Source organism: Pseudoalteromonas sp. DY56-GL22 (assembly GCF_041414715.1).
Classification (GTDB): domain Bacteria; phylum Pseudomonadota; class Gammaproteobacteria; order Enterobacterales; family Alteromonadaceae; genus Pseudoalteromonas; species Pseudoalteromonas simplex.
The window spans coordinates 384,293-402,314 of sequence record NZ_JANHZR010000003.1; the positions used below are offsets into that span (position 1 = coordinate 384,293).

An 18,022-nucleotide genomic window follows, 5' to 3' on the forward strand; every position below is an offset into this window, starting at 1 on the left:
AACCATGAAGTATAGCCACGTATTATTCGATGCCGATGAAACGCTTTTTAGCTTTAATGCATTTGAAGGTTTAAAAGTGATGTTTGCACATTACGGCGTAGAATTTACTGAGTCAGATTATCATCATTACCAAGCAACCAATAAGCCGCTGTGGGTTGCATATCAAAAGCACGAAATTACCGCCAGTGAACTACAGATAACTCGCTTTACCGAGTGGGCAAATAAACTCGATGTACCAGCAAAAGAGCTTAACGATGGCTTCTTGGATGCTATGGCCTCTATTTGTGTGCCATTACCTGGTGCAGTTGACTTGCTTACAAAGTTAAAACCACACGCCAAGCTAGGCATTATTACCAATGGGTTTGCTAAGTTACAACAAAAACGCCTAGAGCACACCGGTTTACAGGATATGTTCGATTGGCTGGTTATTTCAGAGTTAGTCGGTAAAGCAAAACCTGCCCCAGAGATTTTTCAACATACATTTCAATTAATGGGCAATCCACCAAAAGAGCAGATTTTAATGGTAGGCGATACAGCTGCCAGTGATATTTTAGGTGGTCACAATGTGGGTATCGACACGTGTTGGTTACAACACCCAGGAGTTGAGCTACCTGAAGATATTAAACCAACTTATCAAATCAATCAGTTGGTCGAGCTTGAAGCTATTCTAGGCTTATAATTCTTGATAATAGTTTGGCAAAAAAAATGACGCTTAAAGCGTCATTTTTTATAACTGTAATATGCTTGCGATTAAGCTGTCGCTACTTCTAAGCCTGGTGCTGGCATAGTCACTGGGGAATCGAAAGTTGCCCATTCCCATGCTGACTCAGTCGCCATAATTTTACGAAGTAGTTTATTGTTTAAATCATGGCCTGATTTATAAGCCGTGATTTTACCTAGAATGTTGTGGCCAGTCATAAACATATCGCCCACACAGTCTAAGATCTTGTGTTTAACAAACTCATCGCTATAACGTAAGCCGTTTGGATTTAGTACTTTAAACTCATCCAATACAACTGCGTTATCCATGCTACCACCTAATGCTAGGTTGTTAGCGTGCATATACTCGATATCTTTCATAAAGCCGAAAGTACGTGCGCGGCTGATTTCTTCAGTGAAGCTTTGTGCCGTGATATCTAAACCGATACGTTGGCGGCTTTCATTGATTGCTGGGTGATCAAACGCAATTTCAAAATCGATGTGGAAACCATCGTATGGTTCGATCTCAGCCCATTTATCGCCTTCTTCAATACGTACTTTTTCTTTAATACGAATAAAGCGCTTAGCTGCATTTACTTCTTTAATGCCGCCTTTCTGTAACAAATAGATGAATGGTAATGCACTACCATCCATGATTGGTACTTCTGAGCTGTCTAATTCAACAATTAGATTATCAATACCCATTGCCGCTACCGCCGCAATAAGGTGCTCAGTCGTTGATAAACGAACACCATCTTTGTTTGTCAAACAGGTACACAGTTGCGTATCACCAACGGCTTCTGGTGTTGTTTCAAAATCAACAACCGGATCAAGGTCTACGCGACGAAATACTATCCCAGTATTTGCGCTCGCAGGTCGGAGAGTAATAGTGACCTTCTCACCTTTATGAAGTCCAATTCCTATGGCTTTGACTACTTCTGCAATCGTACGCTGTTTAATCATAGGTTCGCTCACTTATAGTTACAGTTAGACGGCGAATTGTATCATAAATACATTCAACTGCCAATTTGTTTATTTATCGAACAAAATTACCAACAAAAACTGTCTTAGTCAGCTTGCTTTCTTAGGAAAGCTGGAATGTCGAAGTAATCGCCACCCTCTGATTTATCAGACTTTTTGCTGCTCTCAGTGCTGCTAGATACTGAGCTGCTCGTTGTACTTTGTTGTACTGGCTCTTGCTTTTCAGACGCAGATGACATGCTTACATCATCACCGCTGCTTTGACTTGCAAAGCTTGGTACATACATGCTGCTAGTTGTTTGGTTCATTGAGCTTTGTACATCAGAACCTGATGCTTTCTTAAAGCCATTATCAACAATGCCAAACTGTGGACGACGATCACCGCCTAAACCTGTTGCAACAACCGTTACACGTAACTCGTCGCTCATTTCAGGGTCAATTACCGCACCCACAACCACTGTTGCGTTTTCTGACGCAAGTGCTTTAACGTGGTTACCAACAATTTCAAATTCTTCAATCGCGATATCCATACCTGCCGTGATATTAACTAGGATACCTTTAGCACCTGTTAAATCGACATCTTCAAGTAGCGGGCTTGAGATAGCCGCTTCTGCAGCTTCTTGCGCACGGTCAGGGCCAGACGCAGATGCTGTGCCCATCATCGCAGTACCCATCGCTGACATAACTGTACGTACGTCGGCGAAATCCACGTTGATTAGACCAGAACGTGTGATTAGTTCTGCAATACCTTGTACCGCACCAAATAATACGTCATTCGCTTTTGCGAAGGCATCTAATAGTGTAGTGCCTTTACCTAAAACTTTAAGCAATTTATTGTTCGGAATTGTAATAAGTGAATCTACAGTTTCTGACAATTCATTAATGCCTTGTTCAGCAGCTGCAGCACGCTTTTTACCTTCAAAGTCAAACGGGCGCGTTACAACAGCAACCGTTAAAATGCCTAACTCTTTAGCAATTTTAGCAACCACTGGTGCAGCACCTGTACCCGTACCACCGCCCATACCTGCTGCGATGAATACCATATCAGCGCCTTCTAAGCTGGCACGGATAGTCTCAGCGTCTTCTTCAGCAGAATTACGACCCACTTCAGGGTTAGCACCCGCACCTAGACCAGAGGTGATTTGTGTACCTAGCTGCACTGTTACATCTGCTGATGAATTACGTAATGCTTGTGCATCCGTATTCGCAGCAATGAAACGTACACCTTCAATTTGTTGTTTTACCATGTGCTCAACAGCGTTACCGCCGCCACCGCCCACGCCAATTACTTTAATGACAGCTTCTTCGCTGTGCTGTTCCATCATATCAAACATGTTTACTCTCCGACTTGAGTCTTAAAACTCACCTTGGAACCATTTAGTAATACGGTTCCACCAATTATTATCACCTTCTGCTTTCGACTTTTGTGCATTCATCGATTGCATTGTACGGCCGTATTGTAACAAACCAACCGCGGTTGCGTACGAAGGATCATCTACATAATCTGTCAAACCAACAATCCCGATTGGTTTGCCAATTCTGACCGGCATTTGGAAAATGTCTTCTGCCACTTCCATTGCACCCGTCATTTTTGCTGTTCCGCCAGTAATGACGAGACCTGCAGCAATTTGGTCTTCAAAACCTGAGCGGCGGATTTCTTCCATCGCCAACTCGAATAATTCTCTAAAACGAGGCTCAACAACCTCAGCTAAGGTATGGCGCGACATAATACGCGCTGGTCGGCCACCCACACTCGGTACTTCAATAGTGTCTTCGTTGCTTGCCATCTGGCTACTCGCACATGCATATTGTACTTTGAGTGACTCAGCATGTGATATAGGCGTTCTAAATATTTTTGCAATATCACCAGTCACTTGGTTACCGGCTACAGGAATAACGGCTGAGTGGCGAAGCGCACCATTAATATAAATGGTGATATCCATGGTACCGCCACCAATATCTAACACGGCTACACCCAGTTCTTTTTCGTCATCTGTAAGTACTGAGTAACATGATGCCAGTGCCGTGAAGATCAACTGATCGACTTCAAGGCCACAACGCTCAACACATTTCTCGATATTCTTTGCCATATCGTTTGAGCAAGTAATAATGTGCGCGCGAGCTTCCATACGTACACCGCTCATGCCAAGTGGGTTTTTAATCCCTTCTTGCATATCGATGCTGTACTCTTGTGGCAATGCATGGAGCATTTTTCGTTCTGCCGAAATAGGCACTGAACGCGCAATGTGGATGACATTTTCAATATCTTCGTCTGTCACTTCCGTGTTGTTAATTGCCACTACACCGCTTTCATTTTGGCACTGGATATGTTTTCCAGAAATCCCTAAATAAACAGAGCTAATACGGCAATCAGCCATTAGCTCAGCTTCATCTATAGCTCGACGAATCGATTCAGAAACAAGGTTAAGGTCGTTAACGCCGCCTTTATCCATACCATGCGATACTTGGCTGCCAACACCCACAATGCTTAGTTTGTTATCTGCGGTGATTTCACCAACGGTGGCCACAACTTTCGATGTGCCAACGTCTAATCCAATCACTAGGTTTCTTTCTGCTGACTTGGTCATGCCTTACTCTTATTTTCTAATTGTTCTTCTTGCACTGGCTTCCAGCTCACTGCAAGACCGGTATCATACCGTAAATCAACAACATCGATTTGTGCATCTGCACGTTGTTCCATGCGCGGATACACGTCAATAAAACGCTGTACACGCTTTGCTTTTTCTTTGCGGCCTAAGTTCAGGCGAATGCCGTTATCAAGCCATAACTGCCACGAAAAGCGCTCAGAAAGCGCTAAACTAGTCAGCTCTAAGTTATTCACTTTGAGCATTTCTTGAAATTGACTAAATGCTGTCCACGCCTCAATCTCACTGCCTTCAGGGCCGTATAATTGTGGCAAGCTTGTGGGTAATTTATCACTACTTGCTTGGAACACTTCGCCAGCTTGGTTTAACAGCATATCACTGTTCCAATGAGCTACAGCTTGATGTTCAACAACATATACTTGCAGGGTATCTGGCCATTGCTTTCTGACCGATGCCGTTGCCACCCACGGCAAGCTTTGTACTAAGCGTTGCACATGTTTTACGTCTAATTCAAAAAAACTCGATAAGTCGGCTTTTTTTATTGCACCAATAATTGCTTTCTCATCAGTATATTGGGGCTGTCCAAGTACTGATAAATGCTTTATTTGTGCGTCTTTGTTTTCTACCAACCAATCTGAGACGCCTGTCGTGATTTTTACTAATGCAAAAATCACGACTAGAAAAAAGCTCACACCAAAAATCAACGACCAATTTAGTTGCTGTTTTAATTGTTGCGCTTTTTCTAAAAAAGGATGCATATTAAAGGGTTTGCTCCAAAATGCGAACAACTAATTGCTCAAAGCTTGCACCATTCGCTTTCGCTGCCATCGGCACTAAAGACTTTTCTGTCATGCCTGGTACCGTATTTACTTCTAATAAGTAAAAGTTACCTTGCTGATCACGCATCGCATCAACACGCCCCCAACCACTTGCACCCACTAAATCAAATGCTTTTAATGCCATATCTTGCAATAATTCAGTTTCTTGCGCAGATATATCTGCAGGGCAATGATACTGAGTTGTATTCGATTGATACTTAGCTTGATAGTCATAAAAGCCATTTGGCGTCGTCATCTCAATGACAGGCTGAACATCTTGCCCAAGTACAGCAACAGTAAATTCACGGCCAGTGATCCATTGCTCAACAAGCACTTGGCTATCAAACTTAAATGCAGCGTTAAGCGCCGCATCGAGTTGCTCAGCGCTGCTTGCTTCTGCCATACCAATGCTTGAGCCTTCATGTGAGGGTTTTACCATCACTTTACCAAATTCATTAATAATCGCTTGGCTATCAAACTCATGGCGACTATCAACAACAGTGTAAGGCGCTGTGCTTAGCCCCATTGCTTTAAATAAGTGCTTACAACGCACTTTATCCATCGCAAGCGCAGAACCTAAAACGTCACTGCCAGTATATGGGATACCCATAAATTCAAGTGCACCTTGAATAGTGCCATCTTCGCCACCACGACCATGCAGAGCAATAAACACACGTTCAATGTTTAGCTCTTTTAATTGCCATAGCGGCTGATCTTTCGGATCAAAAGCAATGGCATCAACGCCTGCACTTTGCAAAGCATTCAATACAGCTTGGCCTGATTTAAGAGAGACTTCTCGTTCGGCAGATGTGCCACCAAAAAGTACCGCTACTTTGCCAAATTTGTCACTTAACTGGCTCATACGTTTACCTGCTTTAGTTGTTCAATAGACAACTCGGTTGCTGCTAACTTTTTCACTAACTGGCCTATGTTACCAGCGCCTTGTGTTAAAACTAAATCATTATCTTGCAGTGTACTGGCAAGAACACCAGCAAGCTCGGAGCTGTTGGCAATATGTAATGGTTCTTTACCACGCTGGCGTAAACTACGACATAAACTCTTGCTGTCGGCACCCACAATAGGCTCTTCGCCCGCTGAGTACACATCAAGGAGTAATAACTGATCAACATCTGCCAGTACTTTGACAAAATCTTCGTATAGGTCACGGGTTCGACTATAACGGTGCGGCTGGTACACCATCACTAAACGTTTATCTGGCCACCCTTCACGAACCGCCGCAATTGTTGCTGCAACTTCTGATGGGTGATGACCATAATCATCAACTAACATCACATTACCGCGTTCATTCTCAAAGCTTCCATAATGCTGAAAACGACGGCCTACGCCCTCAAATTTTGTCAGCGCTTCTAAAATTGCATGGTTAGCTATGTTTTGATCTTTAGCCACCGCAATCGCAGCTGTCGCGTTAAGCGCATTGTGCTTACCCGGCATATTAAGCGTAACGGCTAGGCTTTCACCTTGCTTATTTACAACATTAAATGAACAAGTATTCGCTGTTTGGCTAAAATCAACCATGCGGTAATCAGCTTCTGCCGACTCACCATAGGTAATCACAGGGCGTCCAAAGCGAGGGATCAACTCCGCTGCAACCTCAGAATCAATACACACAACAGCTAAACCATAAAACGGTAAGTTATGAATGAAATCAACATACGTGTCTTTCATTTTTTCTAAGCTACCGCCGTATGTATCCATGTGATCTTCTTCAATATTCGTGATCACCGACACCATAGGCTGTAAGTGTAAGAATGACGCATCACTCTCATCAGCTTCTGCAATTAAAAAGTCGCTTTTACCGACCTTGGCATTACTTCCAGCGCTGTTTAACAAGCCACCAATAATAAAGGTTGGATCAAGGCCCGCTTGTGCATAAATACTTGCTATTAAACTGGTTGTTGTTGTTTTACCATGAGTGCCCGCTACAGCAATACCGTGGCGAAAGCGCATTAATTCTGCCAACATTTCGGCGCGGCGAACAATTGGAATACGTGCCGCTTTTGCTGCTTTAATCTCAGGATTTTGCTCGTTAATCGCACTTGATACCACGACAACGCTGGCATCTTTTACATTGTTCTCATCATGACCAATAAATACTTCTGCACCCACTTGTATTAAGCGCTCAGTCATCGCACTGTGCGCAATGTCTGAACCTGTGATGCGGTAGCCTTCAAAAGCAAGTACTTCGGCAATACCACCCATGCCTGCGCCACCAATACCCACAAAGTGGATGGTGTCTATACGACGCATCGCAGGACGGGTGTTGTTTTCTTTCATCGTGCTTTCTTTCACTACTAATCTCTTCTATCTGCTAGTTGCTCACAGCGTTTTGCAACATTGGCTGTGGCATCTAAAATAGCAAGCTGTTTTGCTTTACTTGCCATTGTTGAAATTTTTTCTGGTGCATTTACGTAAGGCGTTAATAACTCAACAACCGCCGCTTGGTTAAACTCACTTTGCTGCATAATTAACGCAGCTTGCTCAGTCACTAAATACTTTGCATTGGCAGTTTGATGGTCATCCACAGCATGCGGAAAAGGCACAAATAAGGCCATTCTTCCGGCTGCAGCTATCTCACTCACCGTTAACGCACCAGCACGGCAAATTACCAAATCAGCCCATTGATATGCGCTATCCATATCATCAATGAATTCAGCGACTTTACTATTTTCAGTTAACCCTAACTGTTGATAGCTGGCAGTCACATTCGGTTCATTATTTTTACCTGTTTGGTGCCATATATTAAGCGTTGTTAGCGCTGAAAGTTCACTGAATACAGCTGGTAAAGTATCATTAAGAACTTGCGCACCGAGTGAACCGCCAACTACTAGCACATTAATCGGTGTCGCTGTTTGCTTTACAGTGACATTAGCGACACTTGCTCTGACTGGGTTACCAACTACTTCACATTGCTCTTTTGCAAAAGCCGATGGAAAAGCAGCTAAAACTTTATTGGCAAACTTTGCTAGCCAACGATTACTCATGCCTGCAACAGCATTTTGCTCATGAATAACCAAAGGAATACCTAAGCTCTTTGCTGCTATGCCCGTAGGTCCAGTCACATAACCACCCATAGCTAAAACAACATCGGGCTTTTGTGCTTTTAAAATTTTGCGTGCTTGAAAAATGGCATTCATCACCATAAATGGTGCTTTAATCAGGCGTTTAATTCCATTTCCGCGTACACCTTTTACATTGATAAAATCAATCTCAATGTTGTGCTTAGGTACTACCGTTGCTTCCATTCTGTCAGGCGTGCCAATCCAGCTAACCTGCCAGCCTTGCTGCTTTAAAAAATCAGCAACTGCAATACCCGGGAAAATATGACCACCAGTACCGCCTGCAACAACAAGTAATTTTTTACTCATCGCTTACCTCCTCGAGAGGTTGCCTGCTTAGTTGCCATTTTTGTCTCAAAATCTATTCGCAAAAGTACACCTGTTGCTATGGTCATAATTAATAAACTAGAGCCACCGTAAGAAACAAACGGCAGTGTTAAACCTTTGGTTGGCAAAATACCCGCACTTGCGCCAACATTTACCATGGTTTGAAACGCAAACCAGATACCAATAGCAAAAGCAAAATAGCCTTCGTACTCTTTGCCGCATTTCAATGCTTTTTGACCAATTAACAGGGCTCTGAATACAAACACAGCAAGCACAATCAAAATACTTAATACGCCAAAAAAGCCAAGCTCTTCACCAATCACTGCAAAGATAAAGTCATTATGTGCTTCAGGAAGATATTGCAGTTTTTGCACACTATTTCCTAAGCCTTGACCAAACCAACCACCTTGGCTGTATGCCATTAGCGATTGCACTAATTGATAACCTTTACCGAATGGATCTTCCCACGGCTCTAAAAAGCCAGTGACACGAGCCATACGGTATGGTTCAGCGATAATTAGCACTACCACGGCAGCAATACCCGTTAAAATAAGGCCAAAAAACTGCCATAACTTAGCCCCCGCTAAAAACAACAAACCAACTGTCGTCACAAACAGTACAACTACTGTCCCTAAGTCTGGTTGCATCAAAATCAAAAATGCATACACACCAAATACAGCTAATGGCTTGAAAAAACCTTTTAAGTTCTCTTGTACTTCTTCGCGTTTACGTACCAAGTAACCGGCAATATAGCTAAAGAAATACAACTTGGCGGCTTCAGCAACCTGAAAGCCCACTGGACCAATAGGTATCCAGCGCTTTGCACCGTTCACTTCACGGCCAACAATCAGTACTAAAACCAGCAAACCTAAACCCAGCAACAATAAGTAGGCGTTACTGCGCTTCCACCAATCCATAGGCACGTTAGTGGCAATCCAAAACAAGAAAAAGCCCATAATTAAGAACATGCCATGGCGAATGATAATGTGATACGGATTATCAAATAATCGCTCTGCTGTTGGCATAGAGGCACTGGTTACCATCACAAAGCCAACGCCAATCAACATCAACATGCAATACAATAACGGCACATCATAAAGCTGTGGCGATTGCTTTGGTGTTAATGCGTCACGGATGTCAGCAAATGCAATCATACTGCCTCCGCCAATACGCACTGCGCAAAATCATCACCACGTTGCATGTAATTGTTGTACATATCAATGCTGGCACATGCGGGTGCTAATAAAACGATATCGCCACTGCTGCTTAACTGTTTTGCTAGTTGCACAGCTTCATGCATGTTGGTGGTTAGGTGGCCTTTTTCGGTTAATGCTACGAGAGCTTTAGCATCCTTACCAAAACAAATAAGCGCTTTCACTTTGTTGTTTAAGTATGGCTTTAAGGCATCTAAATCAGCCCCCTTTGCATCACCACCGGCAATCACAACCAATTGCTTTGCTTGATCAGCTAAGCTTTCAATCGCAGCGATAGTTGCACCTACATTGGTCGCTTTTGAATCATTAAAGTATTTTACTTCATTAATTTCAGCGACAAACTGGCAACGGTGTGCAAGCCCAGTAAAAGCACTAAACGCTTGCTGGTAATGCCCTTTAGCAATATCAAACGGGCTCAGTAATGCCATCACCGCTAAAGCGTTTTGTTGATTGTGTGAACCAACAACATTTAAGCAGCTTGCTGGTAATACTGGTTTACCGTGTGCTGCAAAGTATTGTTCGCCTTGATGTTCAACCAAGGCAAAATCTGCATTGGCGAGCGCAAAGCTTACTTGGGGTTGCTTTGCAGTGTGTGTTGCCACATCAATGGCATTAACTACAGCAAGCTCTGAGTCATTATAAATACTTTGTTTAGAGTCTATGTATGCTTGATAACTTGAATAACGATCGAGGTGGTCTTCACTCACATTCAACACACAGGCACTTTTCGCTTTTAAGCTATGCGTGGTATCAAGTTGAAAACTCGACAGTTCAAGTACATACACATCATAGTCTTGCGATAGTAAATCAAGTACCGCAGTACCAATGTTGCCACCAAGGCCAACTTTATAACCGGCCGCTTTCAGTACTTCAAACGCCAATGTGACCACTGTCGACTTACCATTTGAACCTGTCACCGCAACAATTGGTTTATCGGTTAAACGGGCAAAAAGCTCCACGTCACCAATCACTTCAACACCAGCATCAATCGCTTTTGCTACAGCGGGTGTCGCGAGGCTTAAACCTGGGCTGATAATAATAATGTCATTGCTGGCTAAGTCTGCCTGTTCTAAATCACCAAAGTGAGTCGTTAACTCACTGGCATGCTCATTTAGCCAATCAGCACCCGGCGGCGCTGTGCGGCTATCAACAACAATTGGCTTAATATTCTGAGATAATAAAAAACGCACAATGCCCAGACCGGTTACACCGAGTCCGAGCACTGAAATTTGTTTATTTTTAATCTCGTTAATAACTGTCATTTACCTGATCTTTAATGTCGCAAGGCCAGCAAGCACTAGCACGATTGAAATAATCCAAAAGCGCACAATTACGCGCGGCTCAGGCCAACCTTTTAATTCATAATGGTGGTGAATAGGCGCCATTCTAAAAATACGTTGACCACGTAATTTGTAAGAGCCTACTTGTAAAATCACCGACAATGCTTCCATTACGAACACACCACCCATGATGATAAGTACTAGTTCTTGGCGAACCAGCACCGCAATAATACCCAGTGCACCACCGAGGGCTAATGAGCCTACATCACCCATAAAAACCTGTGCTGGGTAGGTGTTAAACCATAAGAAACCAAGTCCAGCTCCCACAATTGCTGTACACACAACCACAAGCTCACTGGCGAGTGGCAAATGCGGAATATGTAGGTAGCTTGAGAAATTAACGTTACCTGTTAAATAAGCAATAATAGCAAGTGCTGCCGCCACTAAAATGGTTGGTACAATCGCTAAACCATCAAGGCCATCTGTTAGGTTTACCGCGTTCGACGTACCTACAATTACAAAGTAAGTCATCACGATATAAAACAACCCTAGCTGTGGTAGCACGTCTTTAAAAAACGGCACAACTAACGAGGTTTCGCTGCCTTGCTGCGAGGTAAAATAAAGTGCACTGGCAACCACTAACGCAATCACTGATTGCCAAAAGTATTTCCATTTAGCAATTAAGCCTTTAGGGTCTTTGCGGATCACTTTACGGTAGTCATCAATAAAACCAACCACACCTAACGAGCCCACGACAAATAAGGTTGCCCAAACATATTTATTTGAAAGGTCTGCCCACAGTAATGTGCTGGTAAAAATCGCCCCTAAAATCAAAATACCGCCCATAGTTGGCGTACCTTTTTTAGATAGGTGAGATTCTGGACCATCGTGACGAACCACCTGACCAATCTGCATTTTTTGCAATGCACGAATTAGCTTAGGACCAAAATAAAGTGAGATAAGTAGCGCTGTTAAAATACCTAAAATTGCGCGCAGCGTTAGGTAAGAAAAAACATTAAAACCACTGTAATACTGTGTTAAATACTCGGCCAGCCAAACTAACATGACGATACTCCATTATTGCCATTTTGCTGGCTATTTACTAAATCTGTGACCACAAGCTCCATACGAGAACTGCGCGAGCCTTTTACAACAACTGTGGTTTTTTGCGTCGATTGAGCTAGTTCGCTTTGTAATTGTTGTAATAATTGTTCACGGCTTGAGAAGTGGCGGTTTGGCTTTTCAAATACATCACTGGCTGACTTGCTTAATACGCCTAGGCTGTAAAGCTCATCAATGCCTTTTTGCTGTGCATATTCACCGACTTGTTGATGATAAAAACGCGCCTCTTCACCAAGCTCCCCCATATCACCTAACGCAAAAATACGACGCCCCGGCATATCACTTAATAAATCAATTGCTGCTTTAACCGATTGCACATTCGCGTTGTAGGTATCATCAATCACCGTCAATGTGTCTGACACTTTAAGGACGTTTACACGACCTTTAACTTCACCCATGGTTGCCAGCGCCGATGCGACACTTTCGAGGCTTACACCGAGCTCAGTGGTTAAGGCGGTGGCAATTAATGCATTAGCAATATTATGCTTGCCCGGTAATGCCAGAGTGACAGGTACTTTTTTATCTTTATTGCAAAGCACAAAAGAAGCGCGCGCTTGCTCATCAAGCACCACATCTTCTGCCCAATAATCTAATTGTTGGCTAGTAGAAAAACGTTTTACGTTGCGATTAGTTAATTTATCAAGCCAAAAATCGGCATAATCGCTGTCGCAATTAACTACGGCAACACCATCAGGCTTTAAGCCATCATAGATTTCGCCTTTGGCCGTTGCTACACCTTGTAATGAGCCAAAGCCTTCTAAGTGAGAAGCTGCAACATTACATACCACAGCAACATCAGGTTTCGTCATTGCAACGGTGTAAGCAATTTCACCAATGTGGTTTGCACCTAACTCAATCACCGCATATTGGTGTTGTGGTTCAAGGCGTAATAACGTGAGTGGTACGCCAATGTCATTATTAAAGTTGCCTTTTGTTGCTAGTACTTCACCATGACCAGATAAAATCGCCGCACACATTTCTTTTACGGTCGTTTTACCCACGCTACCAGTAATAGCAATTGTTTTCGGTGCAACCTGTGCCATCACAGCTGAGCCGATGTGACCTAGCGCAATACGTGTGTCACTAACCACAAACTGCACAATATCGACATTAACAGGGCGCGCTACAATAGCAGCTGTCGCGCCTTTTTCTTTTGCTTGCGCAACAAATTTATGGCCATCAAAATTAGGCCCTTGTAGCGCTAAAAACACTTCACCGTCACACAAAGTACGGGTGTCAGTGTTAATATTTTTTACCGTTTGATTACCACCTTGGTAATCGGTTGCTAGAACTTTAGCTAGCCAATCAAAATCCATAGGGATCATAACTGCGCCCCTTGCGATTTTTCTTTTAATTGTTGTTGTACATATTGACGATCGCAGAAGTCGATTCGTTGGTCGCCAATAATTTGATAATCTTCGTGACCTTTGCCCGCAATAAGGATGACATCATCAGCACTCGCTTGCGAAATGGCATAACTAATAGCCTGCGCGCGGTCTGCTTCACAATGTGCGCGTTCAGGCTGCTTAAGCCCCGCAACCACATCAGCGATAATAGCGTCAGGGTCTTCACTTCTTGGGTTATCGCTGGTGACAATAATACGGTCTGCATTGCCTTCAGCTGCTTTTGCCATCATCGGGCGCTTGCCTTTGTCTCTGTCACCACCACAGCCAAACACACAGCTAACGCCACCTGGAACGTGCTTTTGCAATGCTTGTAATGCCAGTGCTAATGCATCAGGAGTGTGGGCATAATCAACAATACAAGTCGGTTGACCTGGTGCACTAAATGCCTGCATGCGCCCAGCAACAGGCTGCAATGATTTACACCCTTCAACGAGTAAATCAAGTGGGTAACCCATACCTAATAAAGTGGCCATAGCAGCGGCTAAATTATATAAGTTAAACTCGCCAAACAGTGTGCAATTAACTTCGGCTAGCCCCCAGCTGGTATCAAACTTCGCCGAAATACCGCTGTTATCATAAGTTACATCGCTAAAATAAACAAAACGCGCATTTTCAGGCGTGAGGTTTTTATGGCCGTAACAAATTAGATTATTGAAGTCGTATTTTTCTAACCATGCTTCAACTTGCGCATCATCTTGATTAAGCACCACAAGCTGTGGCATATGGTCACGCATTAACATTAACTTGGCATCAGCGTAAGCATCCATGGTGCCGTGATAATCTAAGTGATCGCGTGTAAGATTAGTAAATACTGCTGCTTTAAACTGACAGTTATCAACGCGATGCTGCACTAAACCATGAGATGAGACTTCCATGGCCACAACATCATTCTGCTCTGCGACAAGCTCAGATAAAATACGCTGTAAATCAACGCTCGATGGCGTGGTGTTTGCAAGCTCAGTTAGATTATCAGGGTGCCCATAACCGAGCGTACCAATCACTGCTGCGCGTTTATGACAGTGCTGTGCTAAGTGCGCAATCATTGCTGTGGTTGTTGACTTGCCATTGGTGCCTGTCACACCCACTAACTCAAGCTGCTTTGATGGTTGCTGGTAAAAAGCTGCTGCAAGTGCTGGCAGCTTTTTTGCTAAATCGGTAACTAAGTAAAGTGGTTCAAACTCACTTTCGAACTCACATAAACGGTCAGCAATAACTGCCACCGCACCATTTTCAATGGCTTTGTCAATAAACTGTCCGCCATCAAGCTGATGGCCTTTAATGGCGACAAACACATCGCCAGCTTTTACATCTCGACTATCAAGACGTAGTTGGTTAACCAATAAACTATTGGCCTCAACATCAATTTGATTAAGAATCGGTTTTAAATCACGCATCGTTATCTTTGCCTTCTACGTACGCAACCGCATCTTTGTCCGGTGCAACGTTTAGAATTCTTAAGGCATTGGAGACAATCTCTGCAAATGCAGGGCCTGCCGTCGCACCGCCGTAATAAACATCTCCACCCGGTTCATTAATCATTACTACTACCGCTAAACGTGGGTTACTCGCTGGCGCAATACCAGCAAAATAGCCAACATATTCGTCACCATACCCGCCCACAGCGGCTTTTTTAGAGGTACCTGTTTTGGCAGCAGCACGATAGCCATCAACATGAACTTTTTGTGCAGTACCACCTTTTTCGAATACGCTTTCCATCATGTGAACAACCGCTTCAACGTCTTTTTGTTGGAAAATACGTTCACCCTCTGGTACTGACTCTTGTTTAAGAACTGTTAGCGGGCGCATAACGCCACCAGAGCCTAACATGGCATAAAAACGAGCCATTTGGGCGGTACTTACAGCTAAGTTATAACCAAATGATAATGCAGCAATTTCATGATCTGACCAGCGTCGATTTGGGTAAAATAAACCGCTGCTTTCACCAACCATGCCTGTACCACTATCACTGCCAAACCCCACCTTTTGGTAAAGCCCTACAAAATAGTCTTTTGGTACTTCTTGACTGACCTTAGTTACACCCATATTACTTGAATACTTTAAGATTTCTCTTAAGGTCATCTCACCATGGTTACGGGTATCTTGCACAAGGCTGCCACCCACACGCATCCAGCCAGGATAAGTATCAATAATTGAATCCGGTTGAATTGCGCCGTAGTCTAAACCAGCTAAAATGGCTAGTGGCTTAACAGTAGAGCCTGGCTCAAACAAATCGGTGATAGCACGGTTACGACGCTTATGCGGTGCGGCATCATTCAAATTATTAGGGTTAAACGATGGGCTATTCACCATAGCTAATACTTCGCCGGTTTTTACATCAACAACCATGGCTGAACCCGAAGTAGCTTTATAGGTTAGAACTGCTGATTTTACTGCTTTATAAGCAATCGCTTGAATGCGCTGATCAATACTTAAATGAATGTTTTCAGGCTCAACACGTTCACGCTCATCAAGCACTTCTACTTCACGGCCTTGGGCATCTTTACGAATGGTGCGCTGACCTTCAACACCCGTTAACGCCTTTTCATAAAGCTTTTCGATTCCCTCAATACCATGACCATCAATGTTAGTAAATCCAATAACATGGGCTGTTACTTCACCGGCAGGGTAATAACGTTTTGACTCATCAAGTAAGTGGATACCTGGTAAACGAAGATCACCAATATAGTTAGCAACAGCAGGAGTAACCTGACGTTTTAAGTAGACAAAACGACGCTTTGGATTATCACGAAGGCGAGAGTTAACTTTACTTGGGTCAATACGTAATACATCCGCAAGTTCACGCCAGCGAATATCATTATTGTAATAAGCGGCAATACGTTTATCTAACTCAACTGTATTTTCAGCCAGTGCTTGTTGATCTTCACCATTTTTTCTAGCTTGACGCAGTACCTTACTGATCAGTGATTTATGCAGCGCTTTCGGATCCGCATACACACTTACCACAGGTACGCTGACCGCCAACTCTTTGCCATTGCGATCGAAGATCATGCCACGTTGCACATGTTGTTTTTCAACACGCACAGTTCGTTTATCACTTTCAGAACGCGCTTTATCTGGTTCAATAACCTGTAAAAAAGCGGCACGCGCAACCAGCGTCATAAAGACTAAAAACACCACTGAGCACACCAGCAAAAAACGCCATGTGATTAAGGTATTTGTTGGCTTTTTCCCTCTGCTTCTCATCGCAGTATTACCACCTGTTCGTCTTGGCTAGTTGGCCGTTTCATTTCTAATTGCATAGTCGCGACTTCTTCAATGCGCGCATGCTGTGAATAAAACTCTTCTTCTACGAGCAAGTAACGCCACTCAAGATCGAGCTCATCACGCTCTTGCAATAATTTGTCTTGTTCAATCAATTGCTGACGCGCTAGATGCGTCACCTGAACCACACTCAAACTAGATGCGAGGATCACAACCAACAAGGCCAAGGTCAGCTTATTAGCTCCTAGGCCTTTGAAAATTTCTGTAAATAAATTTGGTTGGCGATGTGTCGCTTTAGCTTTCATTACAACCTCTGCGCAACCCTTAACACTGAACTACGTGAACGCGGGTTTGCTTCAATCTCCGCCTTACTCGGCTTAATGGCTTTACCCACTGCCTTTAACGTCAGGTTTTTGTTTATTTGTGCGTCCGTCAAAGGCAGACCTCTGGGTATCGCCTCTCCCTTACTCTGTTTTTTAATAAACTGCTTAACAATGCGATCTTCTAACGAGTGGAACGAAATAACCACTAAACGTCCCCCTGGTTTTAAAACCTCAACAGCGGCTTGCAATGCAGTTTGAATTTCTTCAAGCTCACTATTGATATAAATACGGATCGCTTGGAATGTGCGTGTAGCTGGGTGTTTGTGCTTATCTTTAACTGGCACAGCTTCATCGACTAAATCAGCAAGCTGCTTAGTACTTGTGATTGCAGTGTGCTCACGTGTTTCAATGATCTTATGAGCAATTCGACGACCAAATTTTTCTTCGCCATAGGTTTTAATCACATGCGTGATATCTTCTAGTTCAGCTTCAGCTAGCCATTGTGCAGCACTGCGACCACTAGTTGGATCCATACGCATATCAAGTGGGCCATCTTTCATAAAACTAAAACCGCGTTCAGCATCATCAAGCTGTGGTGAAGAAACACCGATATCCAACAAAATACCGTCAACTTTACCGATTAAATCGTTATCTTCAGCAACCGCTTTTAGGTTTGAAAAACGAGTGTGAGCAATTGAAAAACGCGCATCATCGGCAAATTTTTCGGCGGCTTTAATAGCTTGTGGATCCTGATCAATCGCCTGTAAGCGACCTTGTTCACTTAAACGCGCAAGAATTTGCCCCGAGTGCCCACCGCGACCAAATGTGCCATCCATGTAAATGCCTTCAGGTTTAATATCCAAAGCATCTATGGTTTCGTCCATCAGTACCGAGACATGTTCAAATTGCGCTGTCATTAGCTATTAATTGCCTTTTTCTTTGTGCCG

At 43.4% G+C, this 18,022-nt stretch carries 16 protein-coding genes; 1 reads left to right on the forward strand and 15 read right to left on the reverse strand.

From position 1 onward, the window contains the following. Window positions 1-4 precede the first annotated feature (4 nt). Window positions 5-679 carry a pyrimidine 5'-nucleotidase gene (gene yjjG / locus NO991_RS09665; protein ID WP_138598844.1) on the forward strand — a complete coding sequence of 225 codons (675 nt, stop codon included), beginning with the start codon at window positions 5-7 and terminating at the stop codon, window positions 677-679. 71 nt (window positions 680-750) lie between these two features. Here yjjG and lpxC read toward each other — a convergent pair whose 3' ends face one another. The 15 genes from lpxC to rsmH form a co-directional block, all read right to left on the reverse strand. Beyond that, complete coding sequence (gene lpxC / locus NO991_RS09670) at window positions 751-1,662, reverse strand: UDP-3-O-acyl-N-acetylglucosamine deacetylase (RefSeq protein ID WP_138598843.1); 912 nt, start codon at window positions 1,660-1,662, stop codon at window positions 751-753. Window positions 1,663-1,766: 104 nt separating this feature from the next. Further along, entirely contained in the window at window positions 1,767-3,014 is a 1,248-nt protein-coding gene (gene ftsZ, locus NO991_RS09675) for a cell division protein FtsZ (protein WP_138598842.1), read from the reverse strand. 21 nt (window positions 3,015-3,035) lie between these two features. Then, the gene (gene ftsA, locus NO991_RS09680; RefSeq protein WP_054552726.1) at window positions 3,036-4,268 is read right to left on the reverse strand and encodes a cell division protein FtsA; all 1,233 of its coding nucleotides are present in this window, start codon (window positions 4,266-4,268) and stop codon (window positions 3,036-3,038) included. Continuing rightward, window positions 4,265-5,044 carry a cell division protein FtsQ/DivIB gene (locus tag NO991_RS09685; RefSeq protein ID WP_054552727.1) on the reverse strand — a complete coding sequence of 260 codons (780 nt, stop codon included), beginning with the start codon at window positions 5,042-5,044 and terminating at the stop codon, window positions 4,265-4,267. Before NO991_RS09685 ends, ftsA begins: the two co-directional genes overlap by 4 nt. 1 nt (window position 5,045) lies before the next feature. Beyond that, window positions 5,046-5,966, reverse strand: coding sequence for a D-alanine--D-alanine ligase (locus NO991_RS09690; RefSeq protein WP_138598841.1), 921 nt, complete (start codon window positions 5,964-5,966; stop codon window positions 5,046-5,048). Further along, complete coding sequence (gene murC / locus NO991_RS09695) at window positions 5,963-7,399, reverse strand: UDP-N-acetylmuramate--L-alanine ligase (RefSeq protein WP_371351980.1); 1,437 nt, start codon at window positions 7,397-7,399, stop codon at window positions 5,963-5,965. The genes NO991_RS09690 and murC overlap by 4 nt, the downstream gene beginning before the upstream one ends. Window positions 7,400-7,416: 17 nt before the next feature. After that, window positions 7,417-8,490 (reverse strand): undecaprenyldiphospho-muramoylpentapeptide beta-N-acetylglucosaminyltransferase, encoded by a 1,074-nt coding sequence (gene murG, locus NO991_RS09700; protein ID WP_300543093.1) that lies wholly within the window; start codon window positions 8,488-8,490, stop codon window positions 7,417-7,419. Then, a complete protein-coding gene (ftsW, locus tag NO991_RS09705; RefSeq protein WP_054552731.1) occupies window positions 8,487-9,662 on the reverse strand; it encodes a cell division protein FtsW in 1,176 nt (391 codons plus the stop codon). Before ftsW ends, murG begins: the two co-directional genes overlap by 4 nt. Beyond that, the gene (murD, locus tag NO991_RS09710) at window positions 9,659-10,984 is read right to left on the reverse strand and encodes a UDP-N-acetylmuramoyl-L-alanine--D-glutamate ligase (protein WP_300362574.1); all 1,326 of its coding nucleotides are present in this window, start codon (window positions 10,982-10,984) and stop codon (window positions 9,659-9,661) included. The genes ftsW and murD overlap by 4 nt, the downstream gene beginning before the upstream one ends. Continuing rightward, window positions 10,985-12,067 carry a phospho-N-acetylmuramoyl-pentapeptide-transferase gene (gene mraY / locus NO991_RS09715; RefSeq protein ID WP_054552733.1) on the reverse strand — a complete coding sequence of 361 codons (1,083 nt, stop codon included), beginning with the start codon at window positions 12,065-12,067 and terminating at the stop codon, window positions 10,985-10,987. Beyond that, a complete protein-coding gene (gene murF, locus NO991_RS09720; protein WP_300362573.1) occupies window positions 12,061-13,449 on the reverse strand; it encodes a UDP-N-acetylmuramoyl-tripeptide--D-alanyl-D-alanine ligase in 1,389 nt (462 codons plus the stop codon). Before murF ends, mraY begins: the two co-directional genes overlap by 7 nt. Beyond that, entirely contained in the window at window positions 13,446-14,924 is a 1,479-nt protein-coding gene (murE, locus tag NO991_RS09725; protein ID WP_138598836.1) for a UDP-N-acetylmuramoyl-L-alanyl-D-glutamate--2,6-diaminopimelate ligase, read from the reverse strand. The genes murF and murE overlap by 4 nt, the downstream gene beginning before the upstream one ends. After that, the gene (locus NO991_RS09730; protein ID WP_054552736.1) at window positions 14,917-16,734 is read right to left on the reverse strand and encodes a penicillin-binding transpeptidase domain-containing protein; all 1,818 of its coding nucleotides are present in this window, start codon (window positions 16,732-16,734) and stop codon (window positions 14,917-14,919) included. Before NO991_RS09730 ends, murE begins: the two co-directional genes overlap by 8 nt. After that, the gene (gene ftsL / locus NO991_RS09735; protein ID WP_054552737.1) at window positions 16,731-17,057 is read right to left on the reverse strand and encodes a cell division protein FtsL; all 327 of its coding nucleotides are present in this window, start codon (window positions 17,055-17,057) and stop codon (window positions 16,731-16,733) included. The genes NO991_RS09730 and ftsL overlap by 4 nt, the downstream gene beginning before the upstream one ends. After that, window positions 17,057-17,992: a 16S rRNA (cytosine(1402)-N(4))-methyltransferase RsmH gene (gene rsmH, locus NO991_RS09740; protein ID WP_054552738.1), complete on the reverse strand. Its 936-nt coding sequence runs from the start codon at window positions 17,990-17,992 to the stop codon at window positions 17,057-17,059. The genes ftsL and rsmH overlap by 1 nt, the downstream gene beginning before the upstream one ends. Window positions 17,993-18,022: the final 30 nt, after the last annotated feature.